Origin of the sequence: Parvibaculum sp. (assembly GCF_049672805.1) — a bacterium.
GTDB lineage: Bacteria > Pseudomonadota > Alphaproteobacteria > Parvibaculales > Parvibaculaceae > Parvibaculum.
In genome coordinates, this window is record NZ_JBATWS010000052.1 from 1 (window position 1) to 17,283 (window position 17,283).

At 60.3% G+C, this 17,283-nt stretch carries 18 protein-coding genes and 1 pseudogene; 12 read left to right on the forward strand and 7 right to left on the reverse strand.

Annotated elements, in window-relative coordinates:
• The 4 genes and pseudogenes from WBF74_RS01595 to WBF74_RS01610 all read left to right on the forward strand — a co-directional run.
• A pseudogene (locus WBF74_RS01595) lies at window positions 1-228 on the forward strand (MFS transporter); the annotation flags it as partial.
• The gene (locus WBF74_RS01600) at window positions 221-790 is read left to right on the forward strand and encodes a gamma carbonic anhydrase family protein (RefSeq protein WP_424434168.1); all 570 of its coding nucleotides are present in this window, start codon (window positions 221-223) and stop codon (window positions 788-790) included. The pseudogene WBF74_RS01595 and the gene WBF74_RS01600, both read left to right, overlap by 8 nt.
• An 80-nt stretch (window positions 791-870) precedes the next feature.
• Window positions 871-2,163, forward strand: coding sequence for an MFS transporter (locus WBF74_RS01605; protein ID WP_424434170.1), 1,293 nt, complete (start codon window positions 871-873; stop codon window positions 2,161-2,163).
• A gap of 71 nt (window positions 2,164-2,234) precedes the next feature.
• On the forward strand, window positions 2,235-3,278 hold the full coding sequence (locus WBF74_RS01610; RefSeq protein ID WP_424434172.1) for an HpcH/HpaI aldolase/citrate lyase family protein: 1,044 nt from the start codon (window positions 2,235-2,237) through the stop codon (window positions 3,276-3,278).
• 3 nt (window positions 3,279-3,281) lie between these two features.
• On the opposite strand, the gene WBF74_RS01615 is transcribed toward WBF74_RS01610, so the two are convergent.
• Entirely contained in the window at window positions 3,282-4,385 is a 1,104-nt protein-coding gene (locus tag WBF74_RS01615; RefSeq protein ID WP_424434174.1) for an NADH:flavin oxidoreductase, read from the reverse strand.
• 138 nt (window positions 4,386-4,523) lie between these two features.
• On the opposite strand from WBF74_RS01615, the gene hspQ reads away from it, so the two are divergent.
• Together hspQ and WBF74_RS01625 are read left to right on the forward strand one after the other, a co-directional pair.
• Complete coding sequence (hspQ, locus tag WBF74_RS01620; protein WP_424434176.1) at window positions 4,524-4,877, forward strand: heat shock protein HspQ; 354 nt, start codon at window positions 4,524-4,526, stop codon at window positions 4,875-4,877.
• A gap of 64 nt (window positions 4,878-4,941) precedes the next feature.
• Window positions 4,942-5,664 carry an acyltransferase gene (locus tag WBF74_RS01625; protein ID WP_424434178.1) on the forward strand — a complete coding sequence of 241 codons (723 nt, stop codon included), beginning with the start codon at window positions 4,942-4,944 and terminating at the stop codon, window positions 5,662-5,664.
• A 7-nt stretch (window positions 5,665-5,671) separates the two neighbouring features.
• On the opposite strand, the gene WBF74_RS01630 is transcribed toward WBF74_RS01625, so the two are convergent.
• Window positions 5,672-6,217 (reverse strand): invasion associated locus B family protein, encoded by a 546-nt coding sequence (locus tag WBF74_RS01630; protein WP_424434180.1) that lies wholly within the window; start codon window positions 6,215-6,217, stop codon window positions 5,672-5,674.
• A 173-nt stretch (window positions 6,218-6,390) separates the two neighbouring features.
• Here WBF74_RS01630 and WBF74_RS01635 point away from each other — a divergent pair, with 173 nt between their 5' ends.
• From WBF74_RS01635 to WBF74_RS01645, 3 genes are all read left to right on the forward strand, one after another.
• Window positions 6,391-8,193, forward strand: coding sequence for an extracellular solute-binding protein (locus WBF74_RS01635; RefSeq protein ID WP_424434182.1), 1,803 nt, complete (start codon window positions 6,391-6,393; stop codon window positions 8,191-8,193).
• Between the two features lie 82 nt (window positions 8,194-8,275).
• Entirely contained in the window at window positions 8,276-9,199 is a 924-nt protein-coding gene (locus WBF74_RS01640) for an NAD(P)H-dependent flavin oxidoreductase (protein ID WP_424434184.1), read from the forward strand.
• A gap of 45 nt (window positions 9,200-9,244) precedes the next feature.
• Window positions 9,245-10,906, forward strand: a complete 1,662-nt coding sequence (locus WBF74_RS01645; protein WP_424434186.1) for a class I adenylate-forming enzyme family protein — start codon at window positions 9,245-9,247, stop codon at window positions 10,904-10,906.
• A gap of 1 nt (window position 10,907) precedes the next feature.
• Here WBF74_RS01645 and WBF74_RS01650 read toward each other — a convergent pair whose 3' ends face one another.
• A complete protein-coding gene (locus WBF74_RS01650) occupies window positions 10,908-11,666 on the reverse strand; it encodes a histidine phosphatase family protein (protein WP_424434188.1) in 759 nt (252 codons plus the stop codon).
• The gene (locus WBF74_RS01655) at window positions 11,663-12,793 is read right to left on the reverse strand and encodes a CaiB/BaiF CoA transferase family protein (RefSeq protein ID WP_424434190.1); all 1,131 of its coding nucleotides are present in this window, start codon (window positions 12,791-12,793) and stop codon (window positions 11,663-11,665) included. The genes WBF74_RS01650 and WBF74_RS01655 overlap by 4 nt, the downstream gene beginning before the upstream one ends.
• 155 nt (window positions 12,794-12,948) lie before the next feature.
• Here WBF74_RS01655 and WBF74_RS01660 point away from each other — a divergent pair, with 155 nt between their 5' ends.
• Window positions 12,949-14,505, forward strand: a complete 1,557-nt coding sequence (locus tag WBF74_RS01660; protein ID WP_424434192.1) for an acyl-CoA synthetase — start codon at window positions 12,949-12,951, stop codon at window positions 14,503-14,505.
• Window position 14,506: 1 nt separating this feature from the next.
• Here WBF74_RS01660 and WBF74_RS01665 read toward each other — a convergent pair whose 3' ends face one another.
• The 3 genes from WBF74_RS01665 to WBF74_RS01675 form a co-directional block, all read right to left on the reverse strand.
• On the reverse strand, window positions 14,507-14,698 hold the full coding sequence (locus WBF74_RS01665) for a hypothetical protein (protein ID WP_424434194.1): 192 nt from the start codon (window positions 14,696-14,698) through the stop codon (window positions 14,507-14,509).
• Window positions 14,699-14,879: 181 nt separating this feature from the next.
• A complete protein-coding gene (locus WBF74_RS01670) occupies window positions 14,880-15,173 on the reverse strand; it encodes a hypothetical protein (RefSeq protein WP_424434197.1) in 294 nt (97 codons plus the stop codon).
• Between the two features lie 85 nt (window positions 15,174-15,258).
• Window positions 15,259-16,038 (reverse strand): SDR family NAD(P)-dependent oxidoreductase, encoded by a 780-nt coding sequence (locus WBF74_RS01675; RefSeq protein WP_424434200.1) that lies wholly within the window; start codon window positions 16,036-16,038, stop codon window positions 15,259-15,261.
• A gap of 157 nt (window positions 16,039-16,195) precedes the next feature.
• Between WBF74_RS01675 and WBF74_RS01680 the strand changes: the two genes are divergently transcribed.
• Together WBF74_RS01680 and WBF74_RS01685 are read left to right on the forward strand one after the other, a co-directional pair.
• Window positions 16,196-16,843: a DsbA family oxidoreductase gene (locus WBF74_RS01680; protein WP_424434203.1), complete on the forward strand. Its 648-nt coding sequence runs from the start codon at window positions 16,196-16,198 to the stop codon at window positions 16,841-16,843.
• A 22-nt stretch (window positions 16,844-16,865) separates the two neighbouring features.
• The coding region (locus WBF74_RS01685; protein WP_424434206.1) for a hypothetical protein at window positions 16,866-17,283 on the forward strand (418 nt) is incomplete at its 3' end.

Consider the following 17,283-nt stretch of genomic DNA (forward strand, 5'->3'; position numbering starts at 1 on the left):
GCCGAAGCCTTCGGCCTCAAGGCCTATGGGCGGATCTATTCGCTGAGCCAGCTCTTCATGACGGTCGGTGTGTCTGTCGGCCCCGCCGCCATGGGCTTCCTCTATGAGTGGCTCGGCGGCTATGGCATCGCATTCATCATCATGGCGATGGCCTCCTTCCTCGCCTGTGCGCTCATCATCGCGGCCGGCCCCGTCCGCGCCCTAATCGAAAGCAAGGAACATGCGTGAGTTTGGCCCCGGTGTCGTGCTCGACAACCCCGCATTCATTCATGAAACGGCGCTCATCTACGGAAAGGTCTATATCGGTGAGGGCGCGTCGCTCTGGCCCTATTCCGTCATCCGCAGCGAAATGCATGAGGTGCGGATCGGCAAGCGCACCAATATTCAGGATTTCGTGATGATCCATGTCGGTAATCAAACGCCGACACTCATCGGCGAGAACTGCTCGATCACCCATCACTGCACCATTCACGGCGCAGAGATTGGTGATAACTGCCTGATCGGCATCAACTCGACTTTGATGGATGGTGCGAAGATTGGCCGAAACTCGATTGTCGCGGGCCATTCCATCGTGACCGAGGGAACGGTGATCCCGGAAAATTCGATTGTGGCCGGTGCCCCCGCCAAGGTCATAAGAACGCGCGACAGCGGCACCGCCAACATCATGAATGCGCGCTTCTACTATGAGAATGCGCTGGCCTATGCCGCGGGCGATCACCGCGTAACGGAGCGGGAAAGTTTTGCCCGCGCCATGGCCGAGGAAATGCAGGCGCTGGCGGCGAAAACATAAGATTCCTCTTGGGCAAAGAGGTCCAAAGAGCTATCTACAGTCTAATTCGCTATTCACCTTTCCGATCATCGGAGCCTGAAATGGACGCTGGAACGGCGCCAGAAATGCCGCGCGTACCCCCGCGCGGCCCGGTCTTCTATGGCTGGTATGTCGTCGCAGCCGTGTTCATCATTCACACGGTTTCCTGCGGGCTGATCTTCTACAATCTGTCGATCTTCCTGAAAGCCTTTGTGGCGGAAGGCGGTTTTTCTGTATCCGCCGCGTCGAATGCAACGGCGATCTTTTTCGTCTCCTCCGGCATCACCGGCCTTGCCGTTGGCTGGCTCCTCGACCGCTATGACCCGCGCTGGGTGGTGACGGCAGGCGCGCTGATTTCGGCAAGTGTTCTCGCCAGCGCGGGGCACGTCACCTCGCTCTGGCAGCTTTACGGCTTCTATGTGCTGTTCGGCATGGGCAATGCGGCAGTTGCCGTGATCCCCGGCATGACCATTGTGGCGCGCTGGTTCAACCGCCAGCGATCCAAGGCAATCGCCTATGCCTCAACGGGACTCTCGCTTGGAGGGATCATCTTCACCCCGCTCTCGGCAGGTCTCATCGAACGCTACGGGCTGATGGACGCCGCCTCTTGGCTCGGCCTCATTCTCGTTCTCGGCGTGGTGCCTGTGGCGCTCGTCATTCTGCGTGCAAGCCCGGAAGCCATCGGTCAGTCGCCCGATGGCGACCCGCCGCGCCGCAGTGCGGATGGCAGCCTCCTGCCGCCGGATGGCGTCTCCTTCGAACAGGCCATGCGGAGCCGCTTTTTCCTTCTCTGCACAGGCGCGTTCGTTTTCTCGATGATGGCGCAGGTCGGGTCACTTGCGCATCAATTCCGCCTTGTTGCGACCCGCACGGGCGATGACCATATTGCGGCCCTTGCTGTCTCTGTCATGGCAGCGGCGAGCATTGCCGGGCGGCTGATAGGTGGCGTCCTGCTGTCGCGCATCCCGTCGAAAACCTATCTCTCTGCGATCTTCGTTTTGCAGGCACTCTCCTTCCTGCTTTTTGCCTTTGTGGAAGGGATAGTCGGGCTTTTCATCGCCTCGGTGATCTTCGGCACCACGGTTGGCAATATGCAGATGATGCAGCCGCTTATCGTGGCAGAAGCCTTCGGCCTCAAGGCCTATGCCCGCATCCTCTCCGTGTCGCAGATGATCACGACCTGCGCCAATGCGGCTGGTCCCGCCCTGCTCGGCTTCCTCTACGTCGTGGCGAATGGCTACCAGCTTGCTTATCTCACCATCACCCTTTCCTCGGTCCTCGGTTTCGCCTGCCTCTATGCGGCCGGTCCCGTGCGCGCCGTTCTTGAAGCACAGGAAAAGCAGACCCAGGGCTGATATCGCTCATGGATTTGCCCCGCCCTGCCCGCTAGACTGCGCGTGAACCACCCTTTCCCGAACGGATTGCCATGAAACTGCCTTCGAACTTCTACAAGCCGCTCGCCATTGGCGCCCCTGCTCCTTACCGCGAACTTCCTGTCGCGCTGGAACGGATGATCCATTTCTTCCCGGGCCACAACGAAAAGGTCCGCGCGAAGGTGGGCGACGTCATTCCGCAGGTGGACGTGCTGCTCGGCAATCTGGAAGACGCCATCCCGGCGGATGCAAAGGAAGCCGCGCGCAAGGGCGTGATCGAAGTCGGAAAGAAACATGATTTCGGCTCGACCGGTTTCTGGGTCCGCATCAATCCGCTGAACAGCCCCTGGATGCTGGATGATGTGATGGAACTCGTCGCAGAACTGGGCGACAAGCTCGATGTCATCATGCTGCCCAAGGTAGAAGGCGCATGGGACATTCATTATCTCGATCAGTTGCTGGCGCAGCTTGAAGCGCGCCACGGGCTGAAGAAGCCGCTCCTCATTCACGCCATTCTGGAAACAGCGCAGGGCGTGAAGAATGTCGAGGAGATTGCCGCCGCAAGCCCGCGCATGCATGGCATGAGCCTCGGGCCTGCCGACCTTGCCGCATCCCGCAAGATGAAGACCACCCGCGTGGGCGGCGGGCATCCCTTCTACCGCGTTCTCGAAGATCCGAAGGAAGATGGCTCGGAACGCATGGCCGCGCAGCAGGATCTCTGGCACTACACCTTTGCCAAGATGGTCGATGCCTGTGTGGCGAACGATATTCGCCCCTTCTATGGCCCCTTCGGCGATATTCAGGATCTGGAGGCCTGCGAGCAGCAGTTCCGCAATGCCTTCCTGATGGGCTGTGTCGGTGCCTGGTCGCTGCACCCGAACCAGATCGCCATTGCAAAGCGCGTCTTCAGTCCGGAACCGGACGAAGTCTTCTTTGCACGGAGGATTCTCGAAGCCATGCCGGATGGCACCGGCGTCGCCATGATCGATGGCAAGATGCAGGATGATGCCACCTGGAAACAGGCGAAGGTGATCGTTGACCTGGCGAGGAAGGTGGCCGCGAAGGACCCCGACCTCGCCAAGGCTTACGGTTTCTGACGATCAGGAAAGCGTTGCAAGCGCTTCGGCGCGGAACGGCATGAGCTGATCGAACGCGCCGGTGCGAATTTTCCGCGCCCAGGCAGGATCAACCAGCAATGCGCGGCCGACGCCGACGAGATCGAACTCGTTCCGCGCGAGGCGTTCGAGCAGTTCGTCAATGCCCGTCGCTTCGGAGCTTTCGCCCGCGAAGGATGCAATGAACTCGCCGGACAGGCTGACGCTGCCGACCGTGATGCTCGGCTTGCCGGTGAGCTTCTTCGTCCAGCCTGCAAGGTTGAGATCAGAGCCTTCAAACTCCGGCTCCCAGAAGCGGCGCTGCGAGCAGTGGAAGACATCGACGCCCGCATCGGAAAGCGGCTTCAGGAATGCGCCCAGCTCTTCCGGTGTGTGTGCAAGCTTCACCGTATAGTCCTGCTGCTTCCACTGCGAGAAGCGCAGGATGATCGGATAGTCGTTGCCGACACGGTGACGGATCGACTCGACAATCTCCACGGCAAAGCGCGTGCGGCCAACCAGATCACCGCCATATTCATCGTCGCGCTGGTTCGTGCCTTCCCAGAAGAACTGGTCGATGAGATAGCCATGCGCGCCATGCAGCTCGATGCCGTCAAAGCCGATCTCGCGCGCATCAACGGCTGCCTGTGCGAAGGCCTCGATCGTGTCCTTGATCTCCTGACGCGTCATCGGTTCGGAGCGCTTCTTGCCCGGCATGGCAAGCCCGGATGGACCGTGGCTCGGGAGATGCGAATTGGTGGACTTTTCCGGGTTACGGGTCATGCCCGTGTGCCAGAGCTGCGGCATGATCTTGCCGCCAACGCCGTGAACTTCCTCAACCACGCGCTTCCAGCCTTTCAGCGCGTCCTCGCCCCAAAATTGCGGTACGTTGGGGTCGCTTGTTGCAACCGGCGTGTTGACGGTGGTGCCTTCGGTAATGATAAGCCCACAATCGGCTTCCGCGCGGCGGCGGTAATAGGCCGCTACGTCAGGCCCCGGCACGCCACCCGGCGATTTGGAGCGCGTCATGGGCGCCATGACGATACGATTCGGAAGTGTCAGCCCATTGATGGTAAAGGGCTCGAACAAAGGTGCCACGTTGCTGCTCATCAGCGCTCTCCTGCCGGTTGAAAAATATCGGTTTGCGCCATATTGGGTGTCCGGACGCGAATGGCAATCCTGAACTTGGACTTCGGGGGTGAACGGATTTCCCACCTTTCAACCGGGATTTGCAGAACTGGGTATGCGATGAAAGACCGAAAGCCCGAAATCGGGATCAACCGCGAAGCGAAATTCAGGATCGGACAGATCGTCCGGCACAGAATATTTCCGTTTCGCGGCGTGATTTTTGATGTCGATCCGACCTTCAACAATACGGAGGAATGGTGGCTTTCCATTCCCGAAGAAATGCGCCCGAGCAAGAACCAGCCCTATTACCACCTGCTCGCAGAAAACGCCGAGACGGAATATGTCGCCTATGTTTCCGAGCAGAACCTGCTGCCGGATGAGACGGGAGAGCCGGTGCGGCACCCGCAGGTGCGCGAGCTTTTTGGTGCTCTCGAGGGCGACACTTATGTACTGCGCACGAAATCCGCACACTGATACTTGCCTGTGTGCTAGGCAGAAGGTCGCTTGACGACACACGGCGGGATCAGGGGGCACGATAATGCGGCGGGACAGACGAACCTATTTCATTCGCCGCATACAGGCTGGCTGGAACCGCTTCTATGTAAGGCGCTTCATCGCTCCGGCTTTTGATGCGCTCGGCGATCATGCTGACATCACCAGTCCCCGTGACATCGAAATCTGGGGTGCCGGGATCACCGCTGGCGCGAACCTTCATCTCCATGCCGCGCGCGGCAATCTCACCCGGCTCGCAACCTGGCGAACAGGCGAGCGCGAAGGCCGGATTGAGATCGGCGATAATGTGCTCATCAGCCCCGGCACGCATATCGTTGCGTCAGAACGCATCGTGATCGGCAGCAACACGATGATCGCAAGCGGCTGCTACATCTCGGACTCAGACTGGCACGACACCTATGACCGGACGGCGGAACTGGAGAAGCACCGCCCCATCGTGATCGGTGAAAATGTCTGGCTGGGAGTCCGCGCCATCATCTGCAAGGGCGTCACGATCGGTGAGAACAGCATCATTGGCGCCGGAGCGGTCGTGACCTCCAACATCCCTGCAAACTGCATCGCCGCCGGAAACCCCGCCCGCGTGGTGCGCGAGCTTGACCCGACACGAGACTTCCGCACGCGTGCCGAACTCTTCCGGGATCCCGGAAAGCTCGACCGCGATATGGACATGCTGATGCGCTACATGCTGCGGGAGAACACGACGCTCGGCTGGCTTCGCAGCGTCTTCGCGCCCACACGCACGGACTAACGCCGTATCAGGATTTCGGCTTGGGCAGCGCCGCAATGGCCTTGCTCACGCCATCAAGCTTCACCGGCACCTTCACTTCGCCCTGTCGCAGCAGACGGAAAACAACCTCCATCTCCTTGCCAGCCTTGAGCGCCTTCAAGCGATCCTCATCAATGAGGATTTCGGTCTGACAACCGGCCGGAAGGCAATAAAGGAATTGCTGGCTGAAGCCTTCCTTGTCGTCGATCTTCCAGCCAATGCCGCCGGGGAGAACCGTGGCAAGCGGCGTTATCGCAAACATGAAGAGATCCTTCGACCCGTCATTATTCACGTCACGGGCGCCATAGCCGATGCCGAGGTACAGGATGCGCTGCTTCTCTTCTCCGATGCGGACATCAACGAAAGCGTGACACTGCTCCGCCCCGCCTTCAACCGCTTCACATCGTGTGCTCCATGTGCCGTAGCTCTGAATCTTTGCGTTGTCTTCCTTTTCCTGTGCCTGCAAGGGCGCAAGGCCGGAGAGCATCACAAGGAGGGCAGCCGAGACGCCGGTAAGCGAGCGGCGGAGAGACATAATGGAAATCCTTTCGGAACCAGGAACAACGGCACATGGGTTCACATGAAGTCTTATTCTCGCATTTCGGCATAAAGAAGGCACCGGGAAATTTTGAAAAACGCGCCGAATTGCGTAACCCTTGGCACCGTTAACCACCCGCCGCCACAGGCCAGAACAAGAAAGCCGCCGAAGTGCGTTTAAAGTCCATTCTGACATGGAGCCTGCTCTGCGCCTTCCTGTTGCTGCCGGGGCTTGCCGCCGCCACGGAGGGACCGCGCCACGCCATTGCAATGCATGGCGAGCCACTTTACCCGGAAGGCTTCACGCATTTCAGCTATGCGAACCCTGATGCTCCGAAGGGCGGTGCCATCACCTACGGAGCTACCGGCTCGTTCGACAGCCTCAACCCCTTCATTGTTCGCGGCACCGCCGCACTCGGCCTGCGCGAGCATGTCTTTGAGAGCCTTCTGGCGCGCGGCTATGACGAGCCGTTCACGCTTTATGGCCTGCTTGCCGAAAGTGTTGAAGCGCCGGATGACAGAAGCTGGGTTTCCTTCACCCTGAACCCGAAGGCCCGCTTTTCGGATGGTCAGCCGGTCACGATCGAGGATGTGATCTATTCGCTGGAAACGCTGCGCGACAAGGGCCGGCCGAACTACAAGACCTATTACTCCAAGGTCGAAAAGATCGAGCGCATCGGCGAGCGCACGGTGAAATTCGTCTTTACGCCGGATGGCGACCGTGAAATACCGCTGATCCTCGGCCTGATGCCGGTCATCCCGAAGCATGTCTATGAGAAGCGCGATTTCGGCGCGGCGGGCTTTGATGCGCCCATCGGCAGCGGCCCCTATCTCCTCGATCGCGCCGTTCCCGGAAAGCGCGTTACCTATCGCCTTGACCCGAATTACTGGGGGCGTGACCTCCCGGTGAACGTCGGCCACAACAATATCGGCAGCATCACCTATGAGTATTTCCGGGATGCGAATGCGTCCTTCGAAGCATTCAAGACGGGTATCTATCACGCCCGACCGGAAGATGATCCGGGCCGCTGGGCAACGGGATACAACTTCCCTGCCCTGCGGGACGGCAAGGTACGTCAGCAGAAATTTGAAAGCGGTTTGCCCTCCGGCATGTATGCGCTCGTCTTCAACACGCGCCGCCCCGTCTTTGAGGATCGGCGGGTACGCGAGGCGCTCATTCAGCTTTTCAACTTCGACTGGGTAAATGAGAACCTCTATTACGGTGCCTATGTGCGCACGGCGAGCTTCTTCGATAATTCGGAACTCGGCTCGCATGGCCGCGCGGCAACCGCGCGCGAGCGCGAGCTTCTCGCGCCTTACCCGGATGCCGTCACACCGGAAATCATGGAACAGGGATGGCAGCCGCCGCAGGGGGACAAAACGGGACAGGACCGGGCAAACCGGGCCCGCGCCATCGCCCTCCTGAAAGAAGCCGGATACGCCATTCGAAACGGGCAGATGATCCATCTTTCATCGGGCGCACCGCTTTCCTTCGAAATCATGGTGGCCATGCCTGCCGAGGAGCGCCTCGCCCTCACTTTCGCACGCATGGCAAAACGTGCAGGCATCACGATAAATGTGCGCAATGTCGATCCGAGCCAGTATCAGGAGCGGCGCAGCAATTACGATTACGACACGCTTTTCAACAGCTGGTTCTCGTCTCTCTCGCCGGGCAATGAACAGAGCTTCTATTGGGGATCAGCCGCAGCAGACGTGCCGGGCACGCGCAACTATATGGGTGCGAAAGAACCCGCCATCGACGCGATGATCGATGCCATGCTCGCCGCACGCAGCAGAGAGGATTTCGTGGCCGCCGTGCGTGCCATGGACCGGGTGCTGCTCTCCGGCGCCTACATGATCCCGCTCTTTCATCAACCCGACCAATGGCTCGCGCTATGGAACAAGGTCCGCGTGCCGGAGAAGACATCGCTCTATGGCTATCGCAGCTCAACCTGGTGGATTGAAGAGAACTAGCTTCACCCTGCGTTTCTGATATCGCATCGCGGGGCGGCCTGCTGTTATTCTCTCTCCAAAAGAAACGACGGGGAGGAGAATCATGACAGACCGGATCGGGCAGTGGCGCGCGCGCCTCACCCTGCCGCTCGTCGCAGCACCCATGTTCCTGATCTCGGGGCCGGAGCTTGTTCTTGCCGCTTGCCGCCAGGGTGTGATCGGCAGTTTTCCCACACCCAATGCGCGAACCGTGGCCGATCTCGATCAATGGCTCGACCGCATCACCACAAGCCTCACCGAAAAGGATGCGCCTTGGGCGGCCAATGTTGTTGTCCATCGCTCCAACACGCGGCTCAATGAAGATCTCGATCTTGTCATGCGCTACAAGGCGCCGCTCGTCATCACGGCGCTGGGCAGCCCGCGCGCCATTGTCGAGCGCGTGCATGATTATGGCGGGCTTGTCTTTGCAGATGTGAACTCTGTCGCCTTTGCCCGCAAGGCCTTGGAAGCAGGTGTGGACGGCCTCGTGCTGGTGGCCGCAGGTGCAGGCGGCCATACAGGCAACATGACGGGATTTTCCTTCGTGCCTGCCGTGCGCGAATTTTTTGACGGACCGGTGATCCTTGGCGGCGGTATTTCCGATGGCGCAGGCATCCGCGCAGCCGAAGTGCTGGGCGCCGACCTCGCCTATATGGGAACGCGCTTCATCGCCTGTGATGAAAGCCTCGCCGCTCCCGCTTATCGCGACATGCTGGTTTCGTCCACCGTTGACGATCTCATTCTCACCCGCGCCATCACGGGCGTCGCGGCAAACTGGCTGAAGCCGAGCATCATCAATGCGGGCTTCGACCTCGATACGATGGAGAAGAATCCAGACATCGACTTCACCGACCCGCAATCCGGCGCGAAACGCTGGGCGCAGGTCTGGTCTGCCGGACATGGCGTCGGTCTGATCGACAGAACGGAGCCGGTCGCAAGTCTCGTCGCCCGGCTTAGGCAGGAATATCAGGAAGCAAGGAAGCGTTAGCAGAACATCACGCAGCGGTTCCACATGCAGCTTTGGGAGGGGCGCATGATACTGGCGACGAGTGAGGAGATTGCGGCTTTCACGAAAGCGGGATGGTGGGGAACCGAAACGCTGTCGGAACGGTTTCTCGCAAATGCCGCCGCAACGCCGGAGAGGACCGCTGTTGCCGATCCACCGAACCGGGAAGAAATCGATGGTCACGCGTCGGGGCGCCTGACCTATCGCGAACTCGAAGATCTCTCGGCGCGCATCGCGACCGCGCTTCTTGATACGGGTCTCGGCAAGGGCGATGTGCTTGCGATCCAGCTTCCCAATACGTCAGAGCTCGTTGCGGCCTATCTCGCCGCATGGCGCATCGGCCTCATCGTCACGCCTTTCCCTGTCCAGTGGCGCGCACATGAACTCGGGGACGTGCTGAACTTCGTCGGCGCGAAGGCCGCCATCACGGCGCGGGCAATTCGCGGGCACGATCACGCTGCCATGTTCCATTCTCTCAAGCCGTCCCTGCCTGCGCTGTCACAGCTCTTCATCATGGACGAAGCGATATGGCCAGAAGCTGACGCCGCGCGGCTCGCGGCGCTGCTAAAGCAGGATGCCAATGAAGCGGCCACCATCTGCTGGACTTCCGGCACGGAAGCGCGCCCCAAAGGTGTGCCGCGCAGCCATAATCACTGGATGATTGCAGGTCTCGCCTGCGCCGATGCAGCAGGCCTTCAGCCGGGCGATGCGGTGATGAACCCCTTCCCACTCGTCAACATGGCGGCGATTGGCGGTTGCTTCACGCCCTGGCTTCTCACGGGTGGTACACTCGTCCAGCATCACCCGTTCGACCTGCCGGTCTTTCTGAAACAGCTCGTCGGCGAAAGGATCGCTTATACGGTTGCCCCGCCCGCCATTCTCACGATGCTTCTCAAGGAAGAAAAGCTGATGGCGAGCCTCGACTTTTCAGCCGTGCGCAGCATCGGCTCCGGCTCTGCGCCGCTTGCCCCCTGGATGGTGAAGACGTGGCAGGAAAAATATGGCCTGCCCATCGTCAACATCTTCGGATCAAACGAAGGCACCTGCCTCATCTCCGGCGCGGGCGACATTCCCGACCCCGAAGAGCGCGCGCAAGTCTTTCCGCGCTTCGGCGTGAAGGGATTTGAATGGCCCGCAAAGATTGCTGGCGCCATTGAAACGAAACTTGTCGATCTGCACTCTGGCGACGAAATCACCGCGCCGAACCAGCCCGGAGAATTGCTGATCCGGGGCGCGACGATCTTTTCGGGCTATTTCCGTGCAGGTGATGGTGGCGGACCGGTTGACGCCATAGACAGGGATGGCTTCTTCCACACGGGCGATGTTTTCGAAATCGCCGGGCCCGGCAATCGCTACTACCGGTTTGTTGAACGCGCGAAGGACATCATCATTCGCGGTGGCATGAATATCTCGCCCGGCGAAATCGACGGGCTGCTGGCGAGTATGCCCAAAGTCCGGGAAGCCGCCGTGGTCGGTTACGCGGACCCCGTATTAGGCGAGCGCATCTGCGCCATTGTCGTGCCCGTAGAAGGCGAGACGCTGACGCTCGATGACATCCGCCAGCATCTTCAGAAGGCAGACATTGCAGCCTACAAGATTCCCGAAAGGCTGGAGCTTGCCTCCGCCCTTCCCCGTAATCCGCTTGGCAAGGTGCTGCGCCGCGAATTGCGCGCGATGATCGGGGAATGAACTAGCGGGGATTCTTGGCGAAGATCGCTTCAAGGCTCGTCATGTTCATGCCGTGCTTGACGTAGTTATAGGGCGTGACATTGACGGATTTGATGAGCGCGCGCTGAATTTCCGTGCCTACGTCACCATTCTCGGCAGGCACCATGTCGAAGTCGATGACATTGAGGCAGGCTGGATCCTGCTCGAAGGCGCGTACCGCGCTGAGCGCGTTGGCGCGCGAGCAGCCCGTGGCCGCCCAGCCGAGAATAAGCCGGTTGATGCCTTCATGCGCCGCGATCAGCATGGTGTGCCAGCCCGGCTCTGCCAGCAGCTTCTCCACAGCGCTGACAGCACGCTCAAGCGCATCGCCGAAGGCTTCGCCTCCCTCCAGCATGGTGGCACCGGGCTCACCCGCCAGATCGAAGTGATAGGCCATCCGCGCAGCAAGTTCGGCACGGCTTGCAACCCGGCCAAACTTTCCGCCATGAATTTCGACAAGCTCCGGCTTTTCTTCAAGTACAGGCGGCTTTGCCTCCTGCGCTGCAAGCACGAGTTGCGCCGTCTGCCGGGTGCGGGGCACGCCGGAACAGACCGCGCGATCAAATGCAACATGGGAAAGCGCCAGCCCTGCGGCCTTTGCCTGTTCTTCCCCGAGCGGCGTGAGCGGCACCACTTTCGGGTCGCCGCCCGCCGCCATGATCTCGGGTCCGAAGTAATCCACATGGCCGTGGCGCATCAGATAGATGCGCCGCCGCCCTGTCGTACCGGGGAGAGCGCTCAAATTGCCTCCGCCTTTTTCAGCCCCTCTACATCGCTGTCAGAGAAGCCCCAATCCTTCAACGCGCTTTCCGTATGCTCGCCGATGATGGGTGCCGGTCCCTGGATCTTCGATTCCGTGCGCGAGAAGCGCGGCGCGACGTTCGGCTGCACCACACCGTCGATCTCCACGATCGTCTGACGCGCCTGATTATGCGGATGGTGGATTGCTTCCTTGATCGAAAGGACAGGCGCAAAGCAGATATCGGTACCTTCCATGATCTCGCACCACTCATCGCGCGTCTTTGTCTTGAAGACCTCTTCGATCTTCACCTTCATTTCCGGCCATTTGGAACGGTCCATCTGCGCGTCCCAATAGCTGTCGGTCAGCCCGGCCTTTTCACGCAGCAGCGCATAGAACTGCGGCTCGATGGAGCCGATGGAGATCCACTTGCCGTCCTTTGTTTCATAGGTGTCATAGAAATGTGCGCCACCATCGAGCATGTTGGTGCCATGCGGCTCCTGCCACATGCCGGACGCCGTGAAGCCATAGAACATGGCCATGAGCGAGGTCGCGCCATCTGTCATCGCAGCGTCAACCACCTGCCCCTTGCCGCTTCTCTGCGCTTCAACCAGCGCGGCCAGCATGCCCATGGCGAGGTAGAGCGCGCCACCGCCAAAGTCACCCACAAGGTTGAGCGGTGGCACGGGCTTCTCGCCGGGGCGACCGATCGCATGCAGCGCGCCGGTGAGCGAGATGTAGTTGATATCGTGACCCGCAGCCTTGGCGAGCGGACCTGTCTGGCCCCAGCCCGTCATACGGCCATAAACCAGCTTCGGATTGCGCTTCAGGCACACATCCGGCCCAAGACCCAAACGCTCCATCACGCCGGGACGGAAGCCTTCCTGCAGAATATCCGCCTTCTCGATCAGCTTGAGACAGGCCTCGACCGATTCCGGCTTTTTCAGATCAAGCGCCACAGACCGGCGGCCACGCGAGCCGATATCATATTTAGAGCCGCCCTTCGCGCCCTTGCGATCAATGCGGATAACGTCCGCGCCCATATCGGAAAGCAGCATGGCGCAGAACGGGCCCGGCCCGATGCCTGCAAATTCGATGACCTTGACGCCGCTGAGAGGTCCGCTACCCATCTCTGTCACTCCCGTGTTCAGCCGATACCGGCATTGCCTTTGTTGGGCTGATTTGTACAGCCTGTGGCAAGGTCCGTAAACGCCATGCGGTCGTCCATCAATCTGACGCAGCGTCCCGCTTGCGAAGCCCCTGTACTGCCCCTAGAAAGCTCAGCATGACCCACGCTTCAAAGCCCGTTTCGCAAGGTTTTACCGGCGCGCCCTGCCCCGAGCGCTTCAACATGGCGCGCTATTGCCTCGCGGAATCAGCGCGCAAAGCGCCTGAAAAGGTCGCGCTCATCGTGGTGTCGGATGCCGATGCCCCGCTTGAGGACGCCGAACGCTGGACCTATGGCGCGCTCGACCATGCGGTCAGGAGCATTGCGGCGGGCCTGCTTGCCGAAGGATTCAAGCCGGGCGAGCGGTTGATGATCCGTATGCCGAATACATCGGATTACGCACTCGTTTTCTTCGGCGCGCTGGCGGCGGGTCTCGTCCCCCTTCCTTCTTCATCCCAGCTAACAGAATCCGAAGCCGCATTCTTGCTGAAAGACTCCGCTGCAAGCGCCGTTGCGATAGCCCCCGGCATGGAAGTGAGCGCGGCGGACACGCGCATTCTTCGCCCGGAAGATATTCTGCGCTTCAAGGCGCATGAGCCGCTTGCCGATTATGCGGATATGCGCGCGAATGATCCCGCCTTTCTCGTTTACACCTCCGGCACGAGCGGAAGGCCGAAAGGCGTGCTTCACGCCCATCGCAGCGCATGGGGCCGCAGGCCGATGTATCGCGGCTGGTATGGCATTGAGCAGACAGACATCATCCTCCATGCAGGCGCCTTCAACTGGACCTATACGCTCGGCGTCGGGCTCACCGATCCGTGGGCCAATGGGGCAACGACCGTTCTCTATAATGGCGAGAAGGATGTTCAGGTCTGGCCGAAGCTGATGGCCAGAACCGGCGCGACAATGTTCGCCGCCGTGCCGACACTCTACCGGCAGATACTGAAATATTGCGATCTGGGTGCACATGATCTCTCGCATCTCCGCCACGGCCTCACCGCCGGCGAGGCGCTGTCGCCTGCTTTGCTGGAGCAGTGGCGCGCGGCCACGGGGCTCAATCTCTATGAGGCACTGGGCATGAGCGAATGCTCCACCTATGTCTCGACCGGCCCCGGCATGGAAATACGCGCAGGCAGTCCCGGCAAACCGCAACCGGGGCGCTGCGTGGTTGCGCTGCCTGTTGACGGTGGCACAGACCCTCTGCCGCCCGGCGAGACGGGCCTTCTCGCCGTCCATCGCTCCGACCCCGGCCTCATGCTGGGATACTGGCGGCGCGACGATGAGGAAGCGGAAGTCTTTCGCGGCGACTGGTTTATCGGCGGCGATCTCGCCCGCTTCGATGAGGATGGCTATATGTGGTATGAGGGCCGCGCCGATGATGTGATGAACGCGATGGGCTATCGTGTTTCACCACAGGAAGTGGAAGCGGCCCTTGGGCGGCATCCCGATGTGCAGGAAGTTGCCGTCACCGAAAAGCGCGTCCGCGCCGATGTCAGCGTCATCGCCGCTTTTATTGTCCCCCGCGAAGGGGTGACGCCGGATGCCGACGCACTCGCCAAATGGGCCGCGACGCAGCTCGCCGCCTATAAATGCCCGCGTGAAATCATCTTTGTAGAAAGCCTGCCCCGCACGGCGAATGGCAAGGTCATACGCCGCGCCCTCGCAGGGCGCTAGCCTAGAGCGCTCCTTCTGCCAGTGCGGGTGCCTGCTCCTCGGCCACGGACGGCTGCTCCGTTTCAGCGGCGAAGCTCACTTCCACTTGCCTGATGCGGTCGATCAATGCGACCGCCGATGTAACCGGGTGTACGCCGAGCGCCCAGACACAGAGAAAAAACCCCACCACTACACCGACAAGAAAGTTGGACATGGTTCTATCGGGCTGGCTGACCGCCCACCTTCCGCATCGTCACGAATCGATCTTTCTAGGGTGCGGATGGGAAGGATAAAACACAACCAAAATCAAAGGCTTGTGCCATTGTGAGACGGTCCCCGCAGGCAACAAAAAAGCGCCGGATTTCCGGCGCTCCCTGCTCTCGCTCATGCGAGCCTCACATGATGGGCGGCCCGCCTCCGGGGTTCAGCCAGTGAACAGCCGGATAGGCTCGGTCATCCACCACGACCCGATCACCGGGAACATCTTCGATTTCCCGCACGCCGCGATGATAGGTCGGATACTGACCTTTATAGCCATAGCGGGCATCGACGCGATATTCTTCCTGCAGATGTTCATGCGCCGCTGCCAGCTTGTGGCTGAAGCCAAAGGCAGCCTCGGTCGGGTCCAGACCATAGGTCCAGACGCAGGCCAGAAATCCAAGAATGAAGCCGCCGACAAGCTTTCCCACGGTCGCTTTCCTTTGGTCGCGCCCCCGCTGATACGGGAAAATTATGCATCACGCATGGTTAACCAAAGGTTACTCGGCCTGCCGCTCAGATCGACTGGCCGTCATCCACCGTGAAAAGCGAACCCGTAATGAACCGTCCGGCTGCGGAGGAAAGAAGCAGCAGCGTGCCGTCGAGATCTTCTTCAAGGCCAAGACGACGGCGCGGCCAGGATTTGATCTGTTTTTGCCCGCCCTCTGTCTTGAACCAGTCCGAATTGAGTTCCGTTTCGATAAATCCGGGGCAAATCGCATTCACATTGATGTGGTGCCGCGCCCATTCCTTGCCGAGAGACCGCGTCATCATGCCGATGGCCGCCTTTGTCATGCAATAGATGGTCAGACCCGGCAGAACCGTATGCGCGCCGATAGAGGCGATGTTGATGATCCGCCCGCCTTGCCCACGCGCGATCATCGAGCGGCCCGCCGCCTGCGCCATGAAGAAGGCGCCACGCACATTGGTGTCGAACATCGTGTCGAAGCCTTCCGGCGTTACATCCGCAGGAAGCGCCTGCACATTCATGCCCGCATTGTTGACGAGAATATCAAGCGGCCCGAGCTCGGCTTCGGTCGCCGCAAGGCAAGCGGCGATACTGTCCGTATCCGTCACATCAAGCGCGATGACAGCAGCGGTGCCGCCCATGGCCTCGATCTCCTGCTTGAGTGTCGAAAGCCGTTCCACGCGGCGTCCGGTAATCGCAACCTTTGCGCCCGCCTTCGCCAGAATCAGCGCAAAGCGGCGGCCAAGTCCGCTAGTCGCCCCCGTCACCAGCGCCACCTTGCCGGTCAGATCATGGTCGGGAAGCCTGACTTCCGTAGCGTTGCTCATGTTCCGCACCTCCCCATCCGTTTGATTTTCTTGCCCTTTCGGCGCGGCGGCATCCTAGTTTGCGCATTTCCCCGGTCAAGCGCCGATGCGCCTTGCCCTTACGGCTCCCGGCTCCGCATAATCAACCAAACCAATTACGAAGCGAAGGAGGCCACAAATGCAGCTCGACGTCGTCTCCGACACAGTCTGCCCCTGGTGCTATATCGGCAAGAAACGGCTCGATCAGGCGCTTGAGATTCACGGCGGCGAAGGCATCAGCATTGTCTGGCGCCCCTTCCAGCTCGACGCCTCCATTCCGCCGGGCGGTGTCGATCGCAAGACCTATCTCGAAAAGAAATTCGGCGCCGAGCGCGCAAAGGAAGTGGGTAACACGATCCGCGATTACGGCACGGCGGTCGGCATCAATTTCCGCTTCGACCTCATCGAGAAATCTCCAAACACGCTGGACAGCCACCGGCTGATCCGCTGGGCAAGTACCGCCGGCTGCCAGAACGAAATGGTCGATATTCTCTTCCGCCGCTATTTCGAGGATGGCGAGGACATCGGCTCGCATAACGTACTGGTCGATGCTGCCGCTGAGGCCGGTATGGACACGGATATTGTCCGTGACCTCCTCTCGAAAGATGCCGACAAGCAGCTCATCGCTCAGGAAGACGCCGCCGCCCGTCATATGGGCATTCAGGGCGTTCCCAGTTTCGTCATCAATTCGCAATGGGTCGTTACAGGCGCACAGGAACCGGAAACGCTTGTTCGCATGTTCAACAAGCTGCTCGCGCGCGAAGCAGAGGAAGCCGCGACTTCCTGAGAGGTCGCTATCGGGGGGAAAAATGACAACGCAATACTCGCCGCTCGGCCAGCGGCTGATACTTCTCGGCATGATCCTGTTCATGATCGGGCTGTTGACCGGCTTTGTATCCGGCACATTCGAAAATCCGCGCATGGGTATCTCCGCGCATCTCGAAGGGCTGATGAACGGCACCTTCCTCGCTGTGCTCGGCCTCTTCTGGCACCGCCTTGCGCTCAGCCCCCGCGCCTCTCTCATCGCCTTCTGGCTTGTCGTCTATGCCGCCTTCGGAAACTGGCTGGGCGTTCTCCTCGGCGGATTGTGGGGCGCAGGCGCGTCGGTGATGCCGATTGCCGCAAAGGGCCTCACCGGCACCCCCCTTCAGGAAGGCATCATTGGCTTCCTGCTCATCTCCATCTCGGTCACCATGGTCCTCGGCGTGGCGATGATCATCTGGGGCC

What these genes read in the sequence shown, in the direction of transcription:
- WBF74_RS01645 (WP_424434186.1), top strand. Translation starts at nt 9,245, where the DNA reads ATGATACTGGCGACGAGTGAGGAGATTGCGGCTTTCACGAAAGCGGGA.
- hspQ (WP_424434176.1), top strand. Translation starts at nt 4,524, where the DNA reads ATGAAAGACCGAAAGCCCGAAATCGGGATCAACCGCGAAGCGAAATTC.
- WBF74_RS01615 (WP_424434174.1), bottom strand. Translation starts at nt 4,385, where the DNA reads ATGAGCAGCAACGTGGCACCTTTGTTCGAGCCCTTTACCATCAATGGG.
- WBF74_RS01660 (WP_424434192.1), top strand. Translation starts at nt 12,949, where the DNA reads ATGACCCACGCTTCAAAGCCCGTTTCGCAAGGTTTTACCGGCGCGCCC.
- WBF74_RS01680 (WP_424434203.1), top strand. Translation starts at nt 16,196, where the DNA reads ATGCAGCTCGACGTCGTCTCCGACACAGTCTGCCCCTGGTGCTATATC.
- WBF74_RS01630 (WP_424434180.1), bottom strand. Translation starts at nt 6,217, where the DNA reads ATGTCTCTCCGCCGCTCGCTTACCGGCGTCTCGGCTGCCCTCCTTGTG.
- WBF74_RS01665 (WP_424434194.1), bottom strand. Translation starts at nt 14,698, where the DNA reads ATGTCCAACTTTCTTGTCGGTGTAGTGGTGGGGTTTTTTCTCTGTGTC.
- WBF74_RS01610 (WP_424434172.1), top strand. Translation starts at nt 2,235, where the DNA reads ATGAAACTGCCTTCGAACTTCTACAAGCCGCTCGCCATTGGCGCCCCT.
- WBF74_RS01625 (WP_424434178.1), top strand. Translation starts at nt 4,942, where the DNA reads ATGCGGCGGGACAGACGAACCTATTTCATTCGCCGCATACAGGCTGGC.
- WBF74_RS01600 (WP_424434168.1), top strand. Translation starts at nt 221, where the DNA reads ATGCGTGAGTTTGGCCCCGGTGTCGTGCTCGACAACCCCGCATTCATT.
- WBF74_RS01605 (WP_424434170.1), top strand. Translation starts at nt 871, where the DNA reads ATGGACGCTGGAACGGCGCCAGAAATGCCGCGCGTACCCCCGCGCGGC.
- WBF74_RS01655 (WP_424434190.1), bottom strand. Translation starts at nt 12,793, where the DNA reads ATGGGTAGCGGACCTCTCAGCGGCGTCAAGGTCATCGAATTTGCAGGC.
- WBF74_RS01640 (WP_424434184.1), top strand. Translation starts at nt 8,276, where the DNA reads ATGACAGACCGGATCGGGCAGTGGCGCGCGCGCCTCACCCTGCCGCTC.
- WBF74_RS01675 (WP_424434200.1), bottom strand. Translation starts at nt 16,038, where the DNA reads ATGAGCAACGCTACGGAAGTCAGGCTTCCCGACCATGATCTGACCGGC.